Annotated in this window: 18 protein-coding genes and 1 tRNA gene; 10 read left to right on the forward strand and 9 right to left on the reverse strand. The window is 63.2% G+C overall.

Annotated features, from left to right (window positions below):
- The first annotated feature begins 67 nt into the window (after nucleotides 1–67).
- Both apaG and DSM104635_RS14655 read left to right on the forward strand, forming a co-directional pair.
- Nucleotides 68–439, forward strand: coding sequence for a Co2+/Mg2+ efflux facilitator ApaG/CorD (gene apaG / locus DSM104635_RS14650; protein WP_228445707.1), 372 nt, complete (start codon nucleotides 68–70; stop codon nucleotides 437–439).
- Nucleotides 439–984 (forward strand): cupin domain-containing protein, encoded by a 546-nt coding sequence (locus DSM104635_RS14655; RefSeq protein ID WP_158766920.1) that lies wholly within the window; start codon nucleotides 439–441, stop codon nucleotides 982–984. Before apaG ends, DSM104635_RS14655 begins: the two co-directional genes overlap by 1 nt.
- Here the strand turns inward: DSM104635_RS14655 and DSM104635_RS14660 are convergent.
- Genes DSM104635_RS14660 through DSM104635_RS14670 form a run of 3 tightly spaced genes read right to left on the reverse strand, consistent with a single transcriptional unit; the run spans nucleotide 981 to nucleotide 4030 of the window.
- Nucleotides 981–1868: an Hsp33 family molecular chaperone HslO gene (locus DSM104635_RS14660; protein ID WP_158766921.1), complete on the reverse strand. Its 888-nt coding sequence runs from the start codon at nucleotides 1866–1868 to the stop codon at nucleotides 981–983. The two genes, DSM104635_RS14655 and DSM104635_RS14660, sit on opposite strands and share 4 nt — an antisense overlap.
- Before the next feature lie 42 nt (nucleotides 1869–1910).
- Nucleotides 1911–2840, reverse strand: coding sequence for an ornithine carbamoyltransferase (argF, locus tag DSM104635_RS14665; protein ID WP_158766922.1), 930 nt, complete (start codon nucleotides 2838–2840; stop codon nucleotides 1911–1913).
- Nucleotides 2837–4030, reverse strand: a complete 1194-nt coding sequence (locus DSM104635_RS14670; protein ID WP_158766923.1) for an aspartate aminotransferase family protein — start codon at nucleotides 4028–4030, stop codon at nucleotides 2837–2839. Before DSM104635_RS14670 ends, argF begins: the two co-directional genes overlap by 4 nt.
- A gap of 83 nt (nucleotides 4031–4113) precedes the next feature.
- Here DSM104635_RS14670 and DSM104635_RS14675 point away from each other — a divergent pair, with 83 nt between their 5' ends.
- Both DSM104635_RS14675 and DSM104635_RS14680 read left to right on the forward strand, forming a co-directional pair.
- Nucleotides 4114–5121 (forward strand): alpha/beta hydrolase-fold protein, encoded by a 1008-nt coding sequence (locus tag DSM104635_RS14675; protein WP_158766924.1) that lies wholly within the window; start codon nucleotides 4114–4116, stop codon nucleotides 5119–5121.
- Nucleotides 5122–5198: 77 nt separating this feature from the next.
- On the forward strand, nucleotides 5199–5546 hold the full coding sequence (locus DSM104635_RS14680; protein WP_158766925.1) for an endonuclease domain-containing protein: 348 nt from the start codon (nucleotides 5199–5201) through the stop codon (nucleotides 5544–5546).
- Nucleotides 5547–5609: 63 nt separating this feature from the next.
- On the opposite strand, the gene DSM104635_RS14685 is transcribed toward DSM104635_RS14680, so the two are convergent.
- Entirely contained in the window at nucleotides 5610–6443 is an 834-nt protein-coding gene (locus DSM104635_RS14685; RefSeq protein ID WP_323368325.1) for an ABC transporter permease, read from the reverse strand.
- Between the two features lie 255 nt (nucleotides 6444–6698).
- Here DSM104635_RS14685 and DSM104635_RS14690 point away from each other — a divergent pair, with 255 nt between their 5' ends.
- Entirely contained in the window at nucleotides 6699–7205 is a 507-nt protein-coding gene (locus DSM104635_RS14690; RefSeq protein WP_158766926.1) for a GcrA family cell cycle regulator, read from the forward strand.
- A gap of 173 nt (nucleotides 7206–7378) precedes the next feature.
- Nucleotides 7379–7894 (forward strand): hemerythrin domain-containing protein, encoded by a 516-nt coding sequence (locus tag DSM104635_RS14695; protein WP_158766927.1) that lies wholly within the window; start codon nucleotides 7379–7381, stop codon nucleotides 7892–7894.
- A gap of 75 nt (nucleotides 7895–7969) precedes the next feature.
- On the opposite strand, the gene DSM104635_RS14700 is transcribed toward DSM104635_RS14695, so the two are convergent.
- A complete protein-coding gene (locus DSM104635_RS14700; protein WP_228445708.1) occupies nucleotides 7970–8497 on the reverse strand; it encodes a glycine zipper 2TM domain-containing protein in 528 nt (175 codons plus the stop codon).
- Between the two features lie 83 nt (nucleotides 8498–8580).
- The gene (locus DSM104635_RS14705; protein WP_158766928.1) at nucleotides 8581–8886 is read right to left on the reverse strand and encodes an MliC family protein; all 306 of its coding nucleotides are present in this window, start codon (nucleotides 8884–8886) and stop codon (nucleotides 8581–8583) included.
- Nucleotides 8887–9012: 126 nt separating this feature from the next.
- On the opposite strand from DSM104635_RS14705, the gene DSM104635_RS14710 reads away from it, so the two are divergent.
- Both DSM104635_RS14710 and DSM104635_RS14715 read left to right on the forward strand, forming a co-directional pair.
- Nucleotides 9013–10719 carry a toll/interleukin-1 receptor domain-containing protein gene (locus DSM104635_RS14710; RefSeq protein ID WP_158766929.1) on the forward strand — a complete coding sequence of 569 codons (1707 nt, stop codon included), beginning with the start codon at nucleotides 9013–9015 and terminating at the stop codon, nucleotides 10717–10719.
- A 42-nt stretch (nucleotides 10720–10761) separates the two neighbouring features.
- A complete protein-coding gene (locus tag DSM104635_RS14715; RefSeq protein WP_158766930.1) occupies nucleotides 10762–12507 on the forward strand; it encodes a M14 family metallopeptidase in 1746 nt (581 codons plus the stop codon).
- On the opposite strand, the gene DSM104635_RS14720 is transcribed toward DSM104635_RS14715, so the two are convergent.
- Entirely contained in the window at nucleotides 12483–13715 is a 1233-nt protein-coding gene (locus DSM104635_RS14720) for a flavin monoamine oxidase family protein (RefSeq protein WP_158766931.1), read from the reverse strand. The two genes, DSM104635_RS14715 and DSM104635_RS14720, sit on opposite strands and share 25 nt — an antisense overlap.
- A 102-nt stretch (nucleotides 13716–13817) precedes the next feature.
- Between DSM104635_RS14720 and DSM104635_RS14725 the strand changes: the two genes are divergently transcribed.
- A tRNA-Ile gene (locus DSM104635_RS14725) sits at nucleotides 13818–13893 on the forward strand.
- A 68-nt stretch (nucleotides 13894–13961) separates the two neighbouring features.
- Here DSM104635_RS14725 and DSM104635_RS14730 read toward each other — a convergent pair.
- Together DSM104635_RS14730 and DSM104635_RS14735 are read right to left on the reverse strand one after the other, a co-directional pair.
- Nucleotides 13962–14417 carry a DUF3861 family protein gene (locus DSM104635_RS14730; protein ID WP_228446063.1) on the reverse strand — a complete coding sequence of 152 codons (456 nt, stop codon included), beginning with the start codon at nucleotides 14415–14417 and terminating at the stop codon, nucleotides 13962–13964.
- Between the two features lie 43 nt (nucleotides 14418–14460).
- Entirely contained in the window at nucleotides 14461–15342 is an 882-nt protein-coding gene (locus DSM104635_RS14735) for an SDR family oxidoreductase (RefSeq protein ID WP_158766932.1), read from the reverse strand.
- A 103-nt stretch (nucleotides 15343–15445) separates the two neighbouring features.
- Between DSM104635_RS14735 and DSM104635_RS14740 the strand changes: the two genes are divergently transcribed.
- The gene (locus DSM104635_RS14740) at nucleotides 15446–15862 is read left to right on the forward strand and encodes a winged helix-turn-helix transcriptional regulator (protein ID WP_158766933.1); all 417 of its coding nucleotides are present in this window, start codon (nucleotides 15446–15448) and stop codon (nucleotides 15860–15862) included.
- Nucleotides 15863–15986 lie beyond the last annotated feature (124 nt).

The following is a 15986-nucleotide window of genomic DNA, read 5'->3' on the forward strand; positions in this document are numbered from 1 at the left end:
ACCCGGCTGGCCTTGGGCTAGGGAGAGCCGCTAGATTGGCCCCATGTACGAGCAGGAAACATCAGGAATGATCGTGCGGGTCGAGCCGCAATTCCTGCCGGCGGAATCCGCGCCGGACGAAGGCCGTTTCGTCTGGGCTTACACCATCGAGATCGAAAACCGCTCGACCAACCCGGTGCAGCTGCTCTCCCGCTTCTGGCGCATCACCGACGAGAACGGCATCACCCAGGAAGTTCGCGGCAGCGGCGTCATTGGCCAGCAACCGGTGATCAATCCCGGCCAGAGCTTCCGCTACACCAGCGCCGCGCCACTCGCCGCGCCCTCGGGCGTCATGCTTGGCACTTACTCAATGCAGCGCGTCGAGAACGGCGAAGCCTTCGACGTCGCCGTACCCGCATTCGCGCTCGAAAGCCCGCATCAAGCCAAACTGGTGAACTGATGATCTTCCAAGGCTTCGAAGATGCCATGCGCCGCATCGTCACCGGCGATGACGCAGACGGCCGTTCTGTCATCATTGTCGACGGCCCGCCCTCCGGCGGCATCGGCGATCCAGCGCTCGGCGGCCTCGCGGAAATCTGGCACGAAGCCGTCAACGGCGCGATCGATCCGAAGGATTACACCGATCGCGGCGAGACGACGTCCGTGCTTTCACCCAGCGGCGGCAACGTGAAAGTGCGCTGGTTCATGATCCAGCCGCCGCCGGAAGGCGCGCCACCGGAAATGTTGAAAGCCGCCGCACATCAACGCTTCGGCGATTTCGGCGCCGCGCACGAATTGCGCGACCAGGATCGCCACCCCGCGATGCACCAGACGCAAACACTCGACATCGTCTGCCTGATCTCCGGTGACGCGTCTCTCGTGCTCGACACCACCGAAACCCGCATCAAACCAGGGCAAATCGTGATCCAGCGCGGCACGAGCCACGGCTGGACAGCGCACGGCGGGCCTGCGCTTTTTCTAGCTGTGCTGATCGACCGGCACTAAAGCCCAACGCGCTGGGGCGAGATCACGTAGGTCCGCGCGCAAAACTGACACTTCGCGTGCAGCATGCCGTCCGGCTCAACCAGATCGCGCAACTCCTCATGCGGAAAATTGCGCATCACGCCGGCCAAACGCTCCTCATCGCATGAGCAGCGATCCGAGAGCGCCGAAGCTTCGCCCATCCGGGCGCCTTCTTCGTGAAAGAGCCGATAGAGCAATCGATCCGCCGGCAGTTCCGGATCGACCAATTCTTCGTCCGTCACCGTCGCAAACAGCATGGACGGGCGCACCCAATCTTCCACTGTATCGCCGCGCTTATCGTCACCCGCCACGCGCTGCATCAACACGCCGCCCGCGCGCCATGAGTGCGGTGCATTTGCGCCCATCATCTCGCCGACCGCGAGACGAATGCCCGTGTCGGTTTGCTCGCTGACGCGAAAGAAAGCCTCGGCGCACTCAGCCAGCGTCTCGCCCTCAAGCGCAACGATGCCTTGGTACGGCTCCTGCCCGGGACCGAGATCGAGCGTCATCGTCAGACTACCCGCGCCCAACAATTTCGCTGGCGGCAACCGGTTGGCGTTCTTCAGCGCGTCTGCCGCGCCGTCCGCCAAGCGCGCGTAACCGCGCAAGCCGCCGGCGCCATGCTCCGCCACGAGGAGCGTCACCGGCCCCTCACCTTGCGCCTGCACCACCATGCGTCCGTCCGCCTTCAGCAGCGAGCCGACCAGCGCAACCAAAGTCAGCGCCTCGCCCAGCAACAGCGCCACCGTCCGCGGGTAGTCATGACGGTGCAAAATCGGATCGAGCGCGCCGGCGCCGAGCCGCGCGATGCGTCCGCGCACGGGCGCGTTGTCCAAGCTGAAAGACGCGATCAGGTCGTCAAGCATCGGCGCGATGTGGGATGCGGCGGATCGCGAAGCAACCCGCCATCACAGCTTGCCGAAACACCAGAGCAGCACGGCCTTTTGCGCGTGAATGCGGTTCTCGGCTTCGTCCCACACGCCAGAGCGCGGACCGTCGATGACGGCGTCCGTCACTTCCTCGTTCCGGTGCGCCGGCAAGCAATGCAGGAACATCGCGTTCGGCGCCGCGGCCCTCATCGTGTCTTCGTTCACCGCAAACGGTGGAAACGCCGCCATGCGCGCGTCTTTGTCGGTGTCGCCCATCGACACCCAGGTGTCGGTGACAACCACATCCGCGCCGGCAATCGCCGCCTTCGCGTGGGTGGAAACCGAAACATCCGCGCCCGCCGCCTTCGCCGCTGCTACTTCCTGCGACCGCAGCGCGTATGACGCCGGCGTCGCGATCCGCATCTTGAAGTTCAGCTTCTCCGCCGCGTGCACGAACGAAGCGCAGACATTGTTGCCGTCGCCTAGCCACGCGATCGTCTTGCCCTCAACGCCGCCCAGCCATTCCTCGATCGTCATCAAATCCGCAATGATCTGGCAGGGATGCGAAAGATCGGTCAGCCCATTGATCACCGGCACGCTCGATGCCGCTGCGAAATCCAGCACGTCCTGATGGTTGTTGGCGCGGATCATCACCGCATCCACCATGCGCGACAGCACGCGCGCGGTATCTTCAACGGTCTCCCCGCGCCCCAGCTGCGTGTCGGCCGCATTAAGCACAATCGACGTGCCGCCGAGCTGGTGCATGCCGATTTCGAACGAGACGCGCGTGCGGGTCGAGTTCTTCTGGAAGATCATCGCCAGCGCATGACCATCGAGCGGCGCATCTTCATCCCACGCGCCCTTGGTCGACGATGCGCGCGCCACTTTGCGCCGGCGCGCTTCGTCGAGAATAGCCCGAAGGTCGGCCTTCGAGAGCGCGGAAATGTCGAGGAAGTGCCGCGCGCTCACGCGCCCGCCTGCGCCATTTGCTCGGCGAGCACGGCATCGATTGCATCGATCGCGTGGCTGATCTCGGCTTCGCTGATCACCAGCGGCGGCGCCAAGCGCAGCACGTTGTCGCCGGCAACGCCGACCAGCACCTTGCGCGCGCGCAGTTTGGCTTGAATTTCCTTCGGATTGATCTTGAGCTTCAGCCCGCGCAACAGACCTTTGCCGCGCGTCTCCACCACCAGGTCCGGATGGCGATCCTTCACGCCTTCCAGCGCCTGGCCGAGGAAGTTCGCCACCACGTTCACGCGCTCCATGAATTCCGGCTTCGAGAGCTCATCGTAGCAAGCGTTGCCGACAGCCATCGCCAGCGGATTGCCGCCAAAGGTTGTGCCGTGCACGCCGACGACCATGCCCTTCGCCGCCTCACGCGTCGCCATGAACGCGCCCATCGGGAAGCCGCCGCCGACGCCTTTGGCCACCGCCATCACGTCCGGCGTCACGCCCGACCATTCATGCGCCCACATCTTGCCAGTGCGGCCCGCGCCCGACTGCACTTCGTCGAAGATGATGAGGAAGCCGACTTCATCGGCCAGCTTGCGCAGACCGCGCAAGAATTCGTCGCTCGCCGCGCGCACGCCGCCTTCGCCCTGCACCGGCTCGACAATAAGCCCAGCCGTCGTCGGCCCGACCAGCGCTTTCACGCTCTCCAGATCGCCGAACGTCGCCTGCAGATAACCCGGCAGCTTCGGGCCGAAACCATCGAGGTAGCTCGGATTGCCGCTCGCATTGATCGCCGCATAGGAGCGGCCATGGAACGAGCCTGCGAAGCCGATGATGTCGACGCGCTCAGGATTGCCGTTCGCGGTGTGATACTTGCGCACCAGCTTCAGCGAGCCTTCGATCGCCTCGGTGCCCGAGTTGGTGAAGAACACGACGTCGGCGAAGCAATCACGCGTGTACTTCTCGGCCAAATCGAGCTGGCCCTTCACCTTGAACATGTTCGAGGTGTGCCAGAGCTTCGCGGCTTGCTCAGTCAGCGCCTTCTGCAACACCGGCGGCGCGTGGCCCAACGCGTTCACCGCGATGCCCGCGATGCAATCCAAATACTTCTCGCCCTTGTCGTCCCAAATCCAGCAGCCTTCGCCGCGCACGAAGATCTGCTCCGGCGGCGCATAGACAGGAAGAAGCGGGCTTTCGGCGGCGGCCATATTTTGAACTCTCGCGAAAAAGAAAGGCGCGGTTTTGATCCGCGCCGCTTGCAAGGTCAAGCTGGCCGTATATTCACGATTTCATGAGAAAAGACCACACCCTGCCGCGCGGCGAATTGCACCGATTGCAACACAAATCCGTCGTCTTGGAAGGCAATCCGCAAGGCGATCCAACCGCGCGCGAAATCCATGTCTGGACCCCGCCCGGCTGGACGCCGGACGAAACCTTGCCGCTGCTGGTGGACCTCACCGGGTATTGGGGCGCAGGCCCCGGGCATACCAACTGGAAAAATTACAGCGAGAACGTGCCGGAACGGCTCGATCGCCTCGTCGCCGAAGGCATGCCGCGCGTCGTCGCTGCCTTTCCGGATTGCTTCACCAAGCTCTACGGCAACCAGTATCTGAACAGCGCAGGCTCCGGCCGCTACGCTGACTACATTTGCGACGAAGTGGTCGCCACCGTCGAAAGCAAGTTCAAGTGCGGCGGCAAAGGCCGGCGCGGCGTGTTCGGCAAAAGCTCCGGCGGCTACGGCGCCGCGTGGCATGGCCTCAACCGCAGCGACTTCTGGGACGCCATTTCCATTAACAGCGGTGACATGGGCTTCGACGCGCTCTACCAGCCCACGCTCTACGATGACGTCGATCAGCTCCGGAAATTCGACTACTCGATCGAGAAATGGGTCCGCCACGTCGAGAGCCAGCCGAAGCTCAAAGACAAGGATCGCATGATCCTCATGGATTTCGCGCAAAGCGCCTTCTATGACCCCGATCCTTCGGCGTTTCGCTGCATGCAGCTCCCACTCGATCCGCGCACTGGCGAATTCATTCCCGAGCGCTGGAACAATTGGATGGCGCACGACCCTGTCGTGATGTTCGACACGCTCGGCGAAAACCTGCGCAAGCTGAAGCTGATCTACATGGACTGCGGCTGGTCAGATCAATTCCGCATCCATTTCGGCATGCGGCGCTTTGCAAAAAAGCTCACCGCCGCCGGCATCGCGCACACCTACGAAGAATACGACGACGACCACAGCGACGTGGACTATCGCATGGATGTGTTCCTGCCGCTGATGGCGAAAGCGCTGAGTTAATCGTCCCCTCTCCCGCTGTGCGGGAGAGGGTGCCGCGAAGCGGCGGGTGAGGGCGCGCGTAGAAATAGGAGACGGTTATGCGCGATCCTAACGCTCACAAACGCGCCCGTGAGATGCGCAAAAATCCAAGCAGCGCCGAGGAGAAGCTGTGGTCGCTGCTGCGCGATCGTCGCCTGATCAAACGCAAGTTCAGACGTCAATATCCAATCGGTCCATGGGTTGCAGACTTTGCATGCCCAGCAATCCACCTCGCCATCGAGGTCGATGGTCCATCCCACGACGACCCCGATCAACAGAAATGGGATGAGATGAAAGAAGAATACTTGCGCGCTTCGGGGTGGCAGTTACTGCGCATCAAGAACGCGGACATTTTTCAAGCATTCGGCGAAGTCGAAGCGCAGATCATTTGTGCGATCGGTGACTAGGCCCTCACCCGGTCGCTTCGCGACCACCCTCTCCCGCGCAGCAGGAGAGGGTTGAAGCAACGCTCAACTCCGCAGCCGATATCCACTCTTCAGCATCGCCCAGCACGCCCAGCACAGCGCCAGCGCTAGCGCACCGGACACCAGCGCGCCCATCAGCAGCGGCGCATCATGTGCGCCGATGAAGCCGTGGCGGAAGCCGTCGATCAGGAAGAACACCGGATTGTAGTGCGAGAAGGTGCGGAACGGTTCGGGCAGCGCGTCAGTTGAATAGAACGTGCCGGAGAGAAACGTCAGCGGCACGATGATGAAGTTGGTCACCGCCGCGAGGTGATCGAATTTGTCGGCCCACACGCCGCCCAGCAAACCAATCGCGCCAAAGATCACCGACGCCACGATCGCATAATAGATCGCCCACAACGGTTCGGCCGGCACGATGTTCGCCATCCACGCCACCGCAATCAGCGACGCGGCGCCCACCAAGATCCCGCGCGCCGCGGCGCCGACGATAAATGCAATCGTCAACTCAAGCGCACTCAACGGCGGCATCAGAAAGTCGACCGAATTGCCCTGCACTTTCGCGATCACGATCGACGACGACGCATTTTGAAACGCATTCGAGATGATCGACATCATCACGAGCCCCGCCGCGAGCCCGTCCGCGTAAGCCCGCGTGGTGCCTGGCCAATCGCCATCCCGCAGCACCAGCCCGAACACCATCATGAACAGCAGCGTCTGGATCAGCGGCGCGAACACCGTCTGCGCGCCGACCTTCAGAAAGCGCCGGACCTCCCGCCAGATCAGGGTTTGCAACCCCAACCAATTCACAGCTCCGTAGCGCCGCGATGTCAGCGGCGGCGTGGTCACGCGCGTGTCCATACCGAGAACAGAGCCTTTCATAAATTCTTAACGGTTGTGAGCGCCCGTTAACTAAGAGGAACGAGCTAAGGCCCGATCCTCACGACAGATAATGCGTTTCGGTCGGTTGATCACCCTCTGGAGAAGCAGTGAGTAAGTCAGCCAGTTTCGGGGATTATCCACTGGATATAGTATTCCCCACCATCTTACGGCCCTATAAGTTGACATCTTCGTCAGAAAGGCGAGTAGTCAAGTCGTCCTGCCGAGAGGCAGGCCATGGGCCAAGGGGGCTTGATCATGGGTTGGACTGACGAGCGTGTTACGCTCCTTCGTAAGCTATGGGCCGAAGGCCTGAGCGCGAGCCAAATAGCTAAGCAACTAGGCGGGGTAACCCGCAACGCCGTAATCGGCAAAGTCCACAGGCTTGGACTTGCTGGCCGCGCGACACCGTCGCGTCCGGCCAAGCGTCCGGTCCGTACCGCGCGTCCGCGCGTGATGGGTCCGAGCGTTCCGCGCCTGCGGATGCCTTCGACGATGCCGACGGTGGTCATTCCGGATCTCGAACCGCTTAAGTTCGAGGATGGCAAGGCCGCCAACGTGCTCACGCTCAACGAGAGCATGTGCAAATTCCCGATCGGCGATCCGACCGACCCTGACTTCGCCTTCTGTGGGCGCGGTTCAAGCGGCGGCCCGTATTGCAGCGATCACGCACGGCTGGCCTACCAGCCGAGCCAAGCCAGAAAGCGGCGCACCGCCGGTGCGCCCGACGAGCTTCGTCGCATGCTACGCCTCGCGGCGATGTGATACGCGACCCCTCGTGACTGCAAAGACGCCGCGGCGAATGGGCCGCGGCGTTTTTGTTTGAGCCAACGGCGCGCGTGTACCTCCGAATTTGCGAGCCGCTTGCAACACCTGCCTGCGCGGAACTTCACGCCCGTTTGCGCTGTTACTCAGCGCAATCACGGGAGATTTTCACGATGGCCGCCACACAGACGCATTCCGAAACCAAACGCCGCACCTCGACGCGCAAAGCCGCGCCAGACGCGATCAAGCTGCTGAAGGACGATCACCGCCAGGTCGAGGAATGGTTCGAGGCGTTCGAGAAAACCAATAGCGGCTCAAAGAAACAAAAGCTCGCCGACGACATCTGTCTCGCGCTCAAGGTTCACACCCAGATCGAAGAAGAGATATTCTACCCCGCGTGCCGCGAAGCCGGCCTGGAAGAGGATTTGATGGATGAAGCCGATGTTGAGCACGACGGCGCGAAAAAGCTGATCGCCGAGATCGAAGCCGGCAAACCCGGCGACGACCACTGGGACGCGAAAGTCAAAGTGCTGTCCGAGATGATCAAGCACCACGTCAAGGAAGAAGAGCAACGCGACGGCATGTTCGCTAAGGCGAAGAAGAAGGCCGATCTCGATCTCGATGCGCTCGGAGAAGAGATGCAGGCGCGCAAGGCAGACCTGATGAAGCAGAAAAAGAACGGCGGCTAGGCCGGTTCGCTCACGCAAAACAAAACCGGCGGCCACAAGCCGCCGGTTTCACTTTTAGGTCAGTACCGTCGCGCCTTAGGCTGGCGTCCACTGTCCAGCGCCGTTGCGGCAGAACGTTTCCGGCGGCAGCTGCTGGTTGCCATATTGCGGATCGTTGATCGTCGCGCGCACCGTACGGCATTCTCCGCCGTAGCCAGAAGCCTGTTGCGGGCTCGACACCGAAAGTGAGCGCGGCGCGCCTTGATCAGATTGCCAGCTTTCGTTCACTGGCCCGCCTGAGTTCAGCGACTGGTAGTAGGCGTTTTCGACACGCTGTTGCTCGCGCGCCGTCAGCCAACGGCAAACGCCGTACGTGCCGAGGCCGCCCGCGGCCGCGCCAAGCGCAGCGTTCTCACCGCGATTATCTTCATCGCCGATCAACGCACCCGCGACCGCGCCAACGCCAGCGCCAATCAGCGCGTTGCGCGTGCACTGTGAAAGCCGCGTACCGCCCGTGCCGCCGCCGCCGTAACCGCCCCCGCCAGAGCCGTAACCGCCAGTGCTTTCGCACGCGCCCAAAGTCAGGGCCGCCGCGAACACGGCGCACATCAATTGCATCTTCATCGTGACACTCCGTTCATGTCGCCCCAACGGGCGTTGTCCCCTGCGCTCTTAGCCACTCTAGCAGGTGCGAAGTGTGACCGCAGCTACTGCTGACGATCGCAAAGCGTTTCAGCCGCGCCGGCGCGGGTCCAGCGGGTCTGATCCATGCGCCCGCGCAGTTCCGCGCCTTGGTCGGCATAGCGATAGCCGGCGCTCGAAATCCGCGATGGCAGTGTCAGCGTGGTGTACCCTTCTTGTACGACAACCACCTGTTCGAGCGTGAAGGTCACTTGAAGCTCAGAGCCATCCTCGCACTCGAACCGCGCCACGATCGTTTCCGACGGCCCAGGAGGGCAAGGCGTCTGGCATGCCGCAAGAGCCAAGCAGATAAGTGCAATCGCAGCGCGCATGGAAATCTCCTCAGCGGCTCTCTTACGCCATTTTGACGGTCCGATGAAAGCCCGCCTCTTACGCGGCTTTTTCTTGCCCCGCGTGTATCCCACAGCCTAAGACACGCGCCTTGTCAGGGGGACGCGATGTCAAACGGCTATCTGATTGCGGCGTCGGGCGACGTCAGCGCAGCGCATGAGATCGGTGAAGGCTTCGGCCTCGATGTCATTGACGCCGGCTCCGTCAGCGATGTGGAAGCGACGGCGACCGAATTCGCCAACGCGGCGAATGTCGGTTTGCTGCTGAGCATCGCCGCGGCGAGCGACGCAAGCTTCGTCGCACTGGTAGAAGCGCTCACGCACCGCGTTAATCGCGTGCAGCTGATCCTTGTTGAGGCGGAAGCGCACGCGGCGTTTCCGTCATTGCCCACGATGTGGCCAGCCATGTCGCTCGATGACGCCCGTGCACGCGCCAGCGCACTCGCGCTGCAACGCCAGGAAAGCGACGGCGCAACCGGTGGCGAACCGCCACACGCGCACCCGCTGCCGCCTACAGAAGCGCCGCCGATCCGTGAGCGACCTGAAGAACCCGCGGCTGACACGAGAGACGAACCCGCAGCGGAAGAACCTGCTCTGGATGGCGCGCCGCTTGAGGATCATGTCGAGGCGCCCACCAGTGACGATGAAGCGCCGACAGACATTGGAGCAACGCCGGACGAACCGGTGCCATCAGAAGAATTACTCGGCGGCGCGGAACGCGAACGCGCGATCGACATCGAGGAGCGCGCCGAAGATTCCTTCGGTGCAGGCGCGCCCGAACCCGCGCCACAAGAGCAACCCGCGGACGAACCTGTCGCCGCCGCTCCGCCACCAGCCGCTAGCGCGCCAGAGCCGCCGCCTGCGGTCAGCGCGCCGGCGCCGCCACCACGTGTCGAACCGCCGGAAGCGCCACCACCTCAGCCTGCGCCTAAGCGCACTGAAGCACAGGACGGCGCACGCGCTGCGCCTGGTGCTGGCGCCGCCGCGCCAAGCGCGCCCGCTGACGCTACCGCGTTTGCACCAAAGAAGCTGCGTCGTGGCGAGGCCGAACTCGTGCGCATCGTCGTGCACCAGCCGAAAGATCTGAACGACGTCATCAAAGCGGCGAAGAAGATCGACCCTCGATCCGATCCCGCGCCTAGCGGCGTCAGCATCGGCGAAGTCGCCATTGGCGCCAGCATCGGCGTTGCGCTCGAAGTCAGAGGCGCTACGGCTGATGGCACAGTGCAGCGCCGCACTTGGACCGGCGATGCGATCGACTTCTCCTTCGTTGTCGAAGCCGACGCGAGCGTGAAGCAAGTCGTGCTGCTCGCGCGCGTATTCGTGAACGACGCGCAAATCGGCGTCCTCGCTTTCACCCGCAACGTCTCCGGTCCAGCCAAGAAGCCACACTCCGCCGGCGACCGTGTCCGCCTGAAACGCCACAAGCGCGTCTTCCTCTCCTATTCAAGCAAAGACCGCGAAACCGTCTCCCAAATCGCCACCGCCTACCAAATGGCCGGCGTCGAACACTTCTGGGATCGCGCGTCGCTCAAGTCCGGCGAAGAATGGCACCCACGCCTGCGCCGCGAGATCGATCGCGCCGACTTGTTCCACCTGTGCTGGTCGAAGTCCGCCTCTGAATCCGAGTGGGTGCAGAAGGAAGCCGAGCACGCGCTGACACGCCGCAAGAAGAACAGTGGCAAGCCCGACATCACGGTGCAGATGCTCGATGGCCCACCCTGGGCGCCTCACTCGGCGGAACTCGACACCATCAATTTCGACGACTTTGTCCGCGCCGCTATCGTCGGCTATGCCCGCGGCGACGGCTCTTAAGCGCCGATGGGCGGAGCGACAAATGTGCTAGGAGCGGTCCTCATGAGTGCACAACTCTCCGCGGCCCCGCTGCCGCCCGCGCCAGAATGGCATGGCGCCAGCGAAAGCCTCATCGTCGGCGCCGATCATCCTTGGATCACGCCCGCTGAAGCCAACGGCTTCACCGAGACGCCGAACTACGCCGAAACACGCGCGTGGATCGAACGCCTCGCCGCCGCATCGCCGATGATCCGCATCGAATCCTTCGGCCGCTCGCCGCAGGGACGCGAGCTTTTCGTCGTGTTCGCCACCGCCGACGGCGAAGACCTCGATCACGACAAACCGACGCTCTTTGTCCAAGCCGGCATCCACCCCGGCGAGATCGACGGCAAGGACGCAATGTTCATGCTACTGCGCGACATCGCCTTCGGCGAGAAGCGCGCGCTGCTCGATCGCGTCAATCTCGTCTTCGTGCCGATCTTCAACGTCGACGGCCACGAGCGCGCCTCACCCTACAACCGTCCCAACCAGCGCGGCCCCAGCAACCAAGGCTGGCGCAACACCGCGCAGAACCTCAATTTGAACCGCGACTACACCAAGCTCGACGCGCCCGAAACACGCGCCATGCTCGCGCTGCTGCAAAGCGTGCGCCCCGATCTCTACATTGATGTCCACGTCACCGACGGCATGGATTACCAGTACGACATCACATACGGTTTCATGGGCCGCGATCGCTCGTACGCCGCCTCACCCCACATCGCACGCTGGCTCAACCAGCACTTCCGCCCAGAAGTCGACGAAGCGCTCGATCGCAACGGCCACGTCCCCGCCGACCTCATCTTCGCCAACAACGACCGCGATCTCGCCGAAGGCCTCGCCGCCTTCACGTTCTCGCCGCGCTTCAGCCAATCCTACGGCGACATGGTCGGCATGCCGTCGGTGCTGATCGAGAACCACTCGCTGAAGCCGTACCGCCAGCGCGTGCTCGGAACCTACGTGTTGCTCGAAGAAAGCCTGCGCCTGCTCGCCCGCCACGGTGGATCGCTCCGAAGCGCCGTCGCTGCCGACGCGCGCGAACGCCCGCGCACGCTTCCCGTTGGCTGGACTCAAACAGAGGCGCCGATCTCACAACGCCCCTTTCTGCCAATCGAGCACGAAAGCTATCGCTCCACCGCCTCGGGCGCCGAAGAAACCCGCTGGATCGGCCGCAACGCCGCGCCAACGCGCATGCCGCAATACGGTCAGGAATCCACAATCACGCTCCAACGCCCGCGCGCCTATTGGGTGCCGGCGACGAAGCAAGACGTGATCACCGTGCTGCGCCTTCACGGCATACAATTCGAAACCATCACCGAAGCGCGCACCGTCAACATCGAGCTGCTGCGCCTACCGCAGGCCCGCGCTGGCGTGGCGCCGGTCGAAGGCCGCACCCGCGTCACCGCCGGCGAGCCGGACCGGATCACACGCGAAGAATGGATGCCACCCGGCTCGATCCGCGTACCCACCGATCAACCACTCGGCGATCTCGCCATGATCCTGCTCGAACCGCAGAGCGAAGATTCCTTCTTCGCCTGGGGCTTCTTCAACGAGATACTGCAGCGCGTCGAATATCTCGAAGCCTACGCACTTGCGCCGATGGCCGACGAAATGCTGGCGAACGACGCAGCGCTCCGCGCCGAATTCGAAGCAAAGCTCGCCACCGATCCCGCCTTCGCCGCCGATCCCGACGCGCGCCTCGCGTGGTTCTACGCCCGCTCGCCATACTACGACACGCGCTATCAGCTCTATCCGGTCGGCATCGAACGCTGAAGAAACACGAGCACTTGCTCGGCCGCTTCATGCCCCGTTTCAAACGCGCCATGCGCCGTCGAGTAGCGATGTTTCGAGCACGCCTCGCCAGCAAAGAACAACGGCTCGCGCGGCGCGGCTAGGACAGCGCGCATCTCCGCACATCCCGGCTTTGCATACGAATACGATCCCATTGCCAGCGGATCGACCGCCCACGCGGACGACGCCAGCGTTGTCAGCCGCGCCGGAAACGAAGAGCCCAGCAAGCTCGCCAGCTCTTCCTTCGCGTACGCTACCATCGCGTCCGCGCCCGCCTCCGCGAGCCCACGCGCGAGATCGCCGCCAAAGTAAGACTCCACCACCGGCTTTCCCGACGGCCTCAAATGGTACGAACCCATGTCCGCAGTGTCGAAGCGTGGAAACAAGTGCCCATCGACTGGAAATTCCTCAGGCTCAGCCAGCGCGAAAAACACCTTCTCCGCCGTTCCCAAAGGCAATCCCGCCGCCGCCTCCAATTTCTCCTGCATCTCGGGCGCAAACGCGATCGTATGCAGGATCGATGTCGGCACGGTGATGATGGCGCCCCGCGCCTCCACAACACCACGCGATGTCTGCAAGCGAACGCCCGCGCCGCTCTCAACGCCCGTCACCCGGGCATCCAGCACGACCGGCAGCTCAGCGCCCAACGCCGCGAACACCGCGCCATACCCTTCGCGCACGCGCCAGTTCTGCCCTGTGTCTTCGTAGCGCGCATAGTCGCGCGCATCGATGCACTCAAGCGTCGCGCCGCTGATGTACGAGAAGATGGCGTGCAGCATCGGATTCCAGCGATTGCCAGATTCCAGATATGCACTCGCCGCCACGGGCGGCATTTTTTCCGCTTCCGCATCGATGCGATTCTCAAACACAGCGAACGTCTTGCGAAAGTCCTCAAGCTCAGCGTCAGTCACGCCGACATGCCCACTCTGCCGCGTCCACGGCGCCGGCGTTCGATCCACAGTAAAACCAGACGCCTCCGCGAGCGCCACCATCGGGTTGCGATCCGCCGAGTGCAGCCAGCCACACCCCAAATCGAGCGCCTGCTCGCGCTGAATCGTGTGCGCCCGGCCGCCGACGCGATTCCGCGCCTCCAGCAATACGAACGACACGCCCGCCTTCGCCAGTCGCCGCCCAGCGGCAATGCCCGCCGCGCCCGCTCCCACCACCACGACGTCATAGAAATCGCTCATGGGCGATCATAACGCGCCGAACGCCCTTCCGGCGCCCCCTCCGCGATGCTAACTCGGCCCGCTTGGCCAAGCGTAGCTATGTTTCGCGGAAGCCAAAGCTACGGGCGCGTAGCTCAATGGTTAGAGCCGGCCGCTCATAACGGTCTGGTTGCAGGTTCGAGTCCTGCCGCGCCCACCACGTTTCCCTCTGATGCCGCGTGCCTCCGCGAGTTGTCCGAAGTTGCTTCGGCGGTCCCGCTGGCTGATTTATTGCGCCGACGGCGACAAGCCCTTCAGCTTGACGATAAACTCGCGCACCCCGTTTCGAAGCGGGTCGAAAAGTGGATTGTGCTTTTCTCGGATCATCACCTCGCTAAGCAGCTTCAATCCGATCGCCGCCTCGGCGGCGGCGTCAGGCGCAAGCCCGGTGCTTCCTCGCATCCGCTCGACGATCGCGAACAGATCGTCATGATTCACATGCTCGAACGTCAGAGTGGCCGGCTCCTCCGGCCGTTCGCCGTCGCGTGCGCGCAAGAGTTGCAGCGACACTTGATAGGTATAGCCCGTTGACGGCACGGCATATCTCCTTAGCTTCAATTGCACAAAGACTCGGGTCGCTGTGCTTGCGCCACGAGAGATGATGATCGCCCCGTCACCATGCAAGGCATTGGGGTCCCTCTGGTTTGCATCGACGCCATCACAGCCTGCGCCAACAGAAAACACGCTCAAGGACGAACCGCGCTTGATCGAGCGTCGCCCTTCTCTCCTATGCCGCCATTTGTAACGCTGCGCGGTTCGATACGAGGAATTCGCGCACGGAGATCGGCGCACGGCCCGTCAGCGTGTCGACTACGTCAGTGCGCACTGCGTGCTTGCCTTCACTCGCCGAGACATCGAACGCGACCAGCAGATCTACGACCGCCGGCGGCAGACCGGCATGCGCAAGGCCTTCGCGTAAACTGGCAGCGGACACGTCAACATGCGCCACCGGGCGACCGCTCAATTCGCTCGCGATTGCGACGAGTTCAGCCTGCGTCACCGGATGAGGTCCGGTGACATCCAAAACCTGGCGCCCTTTCGCCGAAACCAGCGCCGCCGACGCGACGCGCGCCGCATCCTCACGCGCGATGTAGGTGCGTCCGCCGCCATGCGTTGCGCTGATCAACTCACCCGATTGCACGGCGTGCGGCAGACCCATGAGGATTGTTTCTGCATAGAGATTGTTGCGCAGGATGGTCCAGTCGAGCTTGCTCGCGAAGATGGCGGCTTCGGTCCAGAAGTGATCGCCTTCGACGGACGGCCGTTCCGTCGGCGCTGGCGACGGCGCCGAGGTGTAGACAATGTGCTTGACGCCCGCCTTCTCCGCCGCCGCGACGGCATTGCGATGCTGCTTCACGCGGCGGTCCGTGCCGTCAACCGCATCCGTGCTGATCAAAAGCAAACGCTCCGCGCCCTTGAACGCGCGCGCGAGCGAGCTTGGATCATCAAAATCAGCGCGGCGCACCTCGACGCCGCGCGCAGCGAGATCGGTGAGTTTCCCGGGGTCTCGGGTGGTGGCGAGGATCGGCCCCGCCTTGGCTTCGAGCAGGTTTTCGACCACCAGCCGGCCCAAATGCCCGCCCGCGCCCGTCACAAGTAGCTTCTTCATTATCTTACCCCGGTCTCTATTTGAGAGTAGGGCTTAGATGGAGAGTGCCCAGAGGCCGCCAAGAAGGCAGTTTTTTGGGAGATGGGCACATCGAGGTAACTAGATGAAGAGCAAAGCGTCCGCTTCGACCGCCGCCGATGGCTGCTTGACCGATGCGATCAAAGCCTACCGCGACACTGGCGCGCCACTCGAGCAATGTCCGGTGCGCGACGTGCTCGATCAGATCGGCGACAAATGGAGCACGCTGCTGATGCTCACGCTCGCAGAGCGGGCGCATCGTTTCGGCGACTTGCGCCGCGCGGTGCCTGATATTTCGCAACGAATGCTGACGCAGACGTTGCGTGACTTGCAGCGTGACGGCCTGATCAGCCGCACTGTTCACCCCACTGTGCCACCGAGCGTCGAGTACAAACTAACGACACTCGGCCAATCGTTGTTGGAGCCGCTCGCGCACCTGATCCGCTGGGCCGAAGCCAACCACGCCGCCATCCGCACGGCGCGGGCGGCGTTCCCGGCGTAGTGACCGCCTACGCCAGTCTGAACCAATCACCGCCAGTTCGAGGCTCGCCAAATCGACTACCAGCGCGCATGCGAGCGGAGCGGACGTCGCGGCGCTCACTCCGGCTTCGTCGGCGCTGGCACGG

This window comes from Terricaulis silvestris, assembly GCF_009792355.1.
Classification (GTDB): Bacteria; Pseudomonadota; Alphaproteobacteria; order Caulobacterales; family Aquidulcibacteraceae; genus Vitreimonas; species Vitreimonas silvestris.

Excerpts from the sequence above, each read along its gene's own strand:
- apaG (WP_228445707.1), top strand. The coding sequence starts at position 68 with ATGATCGTGCGGGTCGAGCCGCAATTCCTGCCGGCGGAATCCGCGCCG.
- DSM104635_RS14655 (WP_158766920.1), top strand. The coding sequence starts at position 439 with ATGATCTTCCAAGGCTTCGAAGATGCCATGCGCCGCATCGTCACCGGC.
- DSM104635_RS14660 (WP_158766921.1), bottom strand. The coding sequence starts at position 1,868 with ATGCTTGACGACCTGATCGCGTCTTTCAGCTTGGACAACGCGCCCGTG.
- DSM104635_RS14670 (WP_158766923.1), bottom strand. The coding sequence starts at position 4,030 with ATGGCCGCCGCCGAAAGCCCGCTTCTTCCTGTCTATGCGCCGCCGGAG.
- DSM104635_RS14675 (WP_158766924.1), top strand. The coding sequence starts at position 4,114 with ATGAGAAAAGACCACACCCTGCCGCGCGGCGAATTGCACCGATTGCAA.
- DSM104635_RS14680 (WP_158766925.1), top strand. The coding sequence starts at position 5,199 with ATGCGCGATCCTAACGCTCACAAACGCGCCCGTGAGATGCGCAAAAAT.
- DSM104635_RS14685 (WP_323368325.1), bottom strand. The coding sequence starts at position 6,443 with ATGAAAGGCTCTGTTCTCGGTATGGACACGCGCGTGACCACGCCGCCG.
- DSM104635_RS14690 (WP_158766926.1), top strand. The coding sequence starts at position 6,699 with ATGGGTTGGACTGACGAGCGTGTTACGCTCCTTCGTAAGCTATGGGCC.
- DSM104635_RS14695 (WP_158766927.1), top strand. The coding sequence starts at position 7,379 with ATGGCCGCCACACAGACGCATTCCGAAACCAAACGCCGCACCTCGACG.
- DSM104635_RS14700 (WP_228445708.1), bottom strand. The coding sequence starts at position 8,497 with ATGAAGATGCAATTGATGTGCGCCGTGTTCGCGGCGGCCCTGACTTTG.
- DSM104635_RS14705 (WP_158766928.1), bottom strand. The coding sequence starts at position 8,886 with ATGCGCGCTGCGATTGCACTTATCTGCTTGGCTCTTGCGGCATGCCAG.
- DSM104635_RS14710 (WP_158766929.1), top strand. The coding sequence starts at position 9,013 with ATGTCAAACGGCTATCTGATTGCGGCGTCGGGCGACGTCAGCGCAGCG.
- DSM104635_RS14715 (WP_158766930.1), top strand. The coding sequence starts at position 10,762 with ATGAGTGCACAACTCTCCGCGGCCCCGCTGCCGCCCGCGCCAGAATGG.
- DSM104635_RS14720 (WP_158766931.1), bottom strand. The coding sequence starts at position 13,715 with ATGAGCGATTTCTATGACGTCGTGGTGGTGGGAGCGGGCGCGGCGGGC.
- DSM104635_RS14735 (WP_158766932.1), bottom strand. The coding sequence starts at position 15,342 with ATGAAGAAGCTACTTGTGACGGGCGCGGGCGGGCATTTGGGCCGGCTG.
- DSM104635_RS14740 (WP_158766933.1), top strand. The coding sequence starts at position 15,446 with ATGAAGAGCAAAGCGTCCGCTTCGACCGCCGCCGATGGCTGCTTGACC.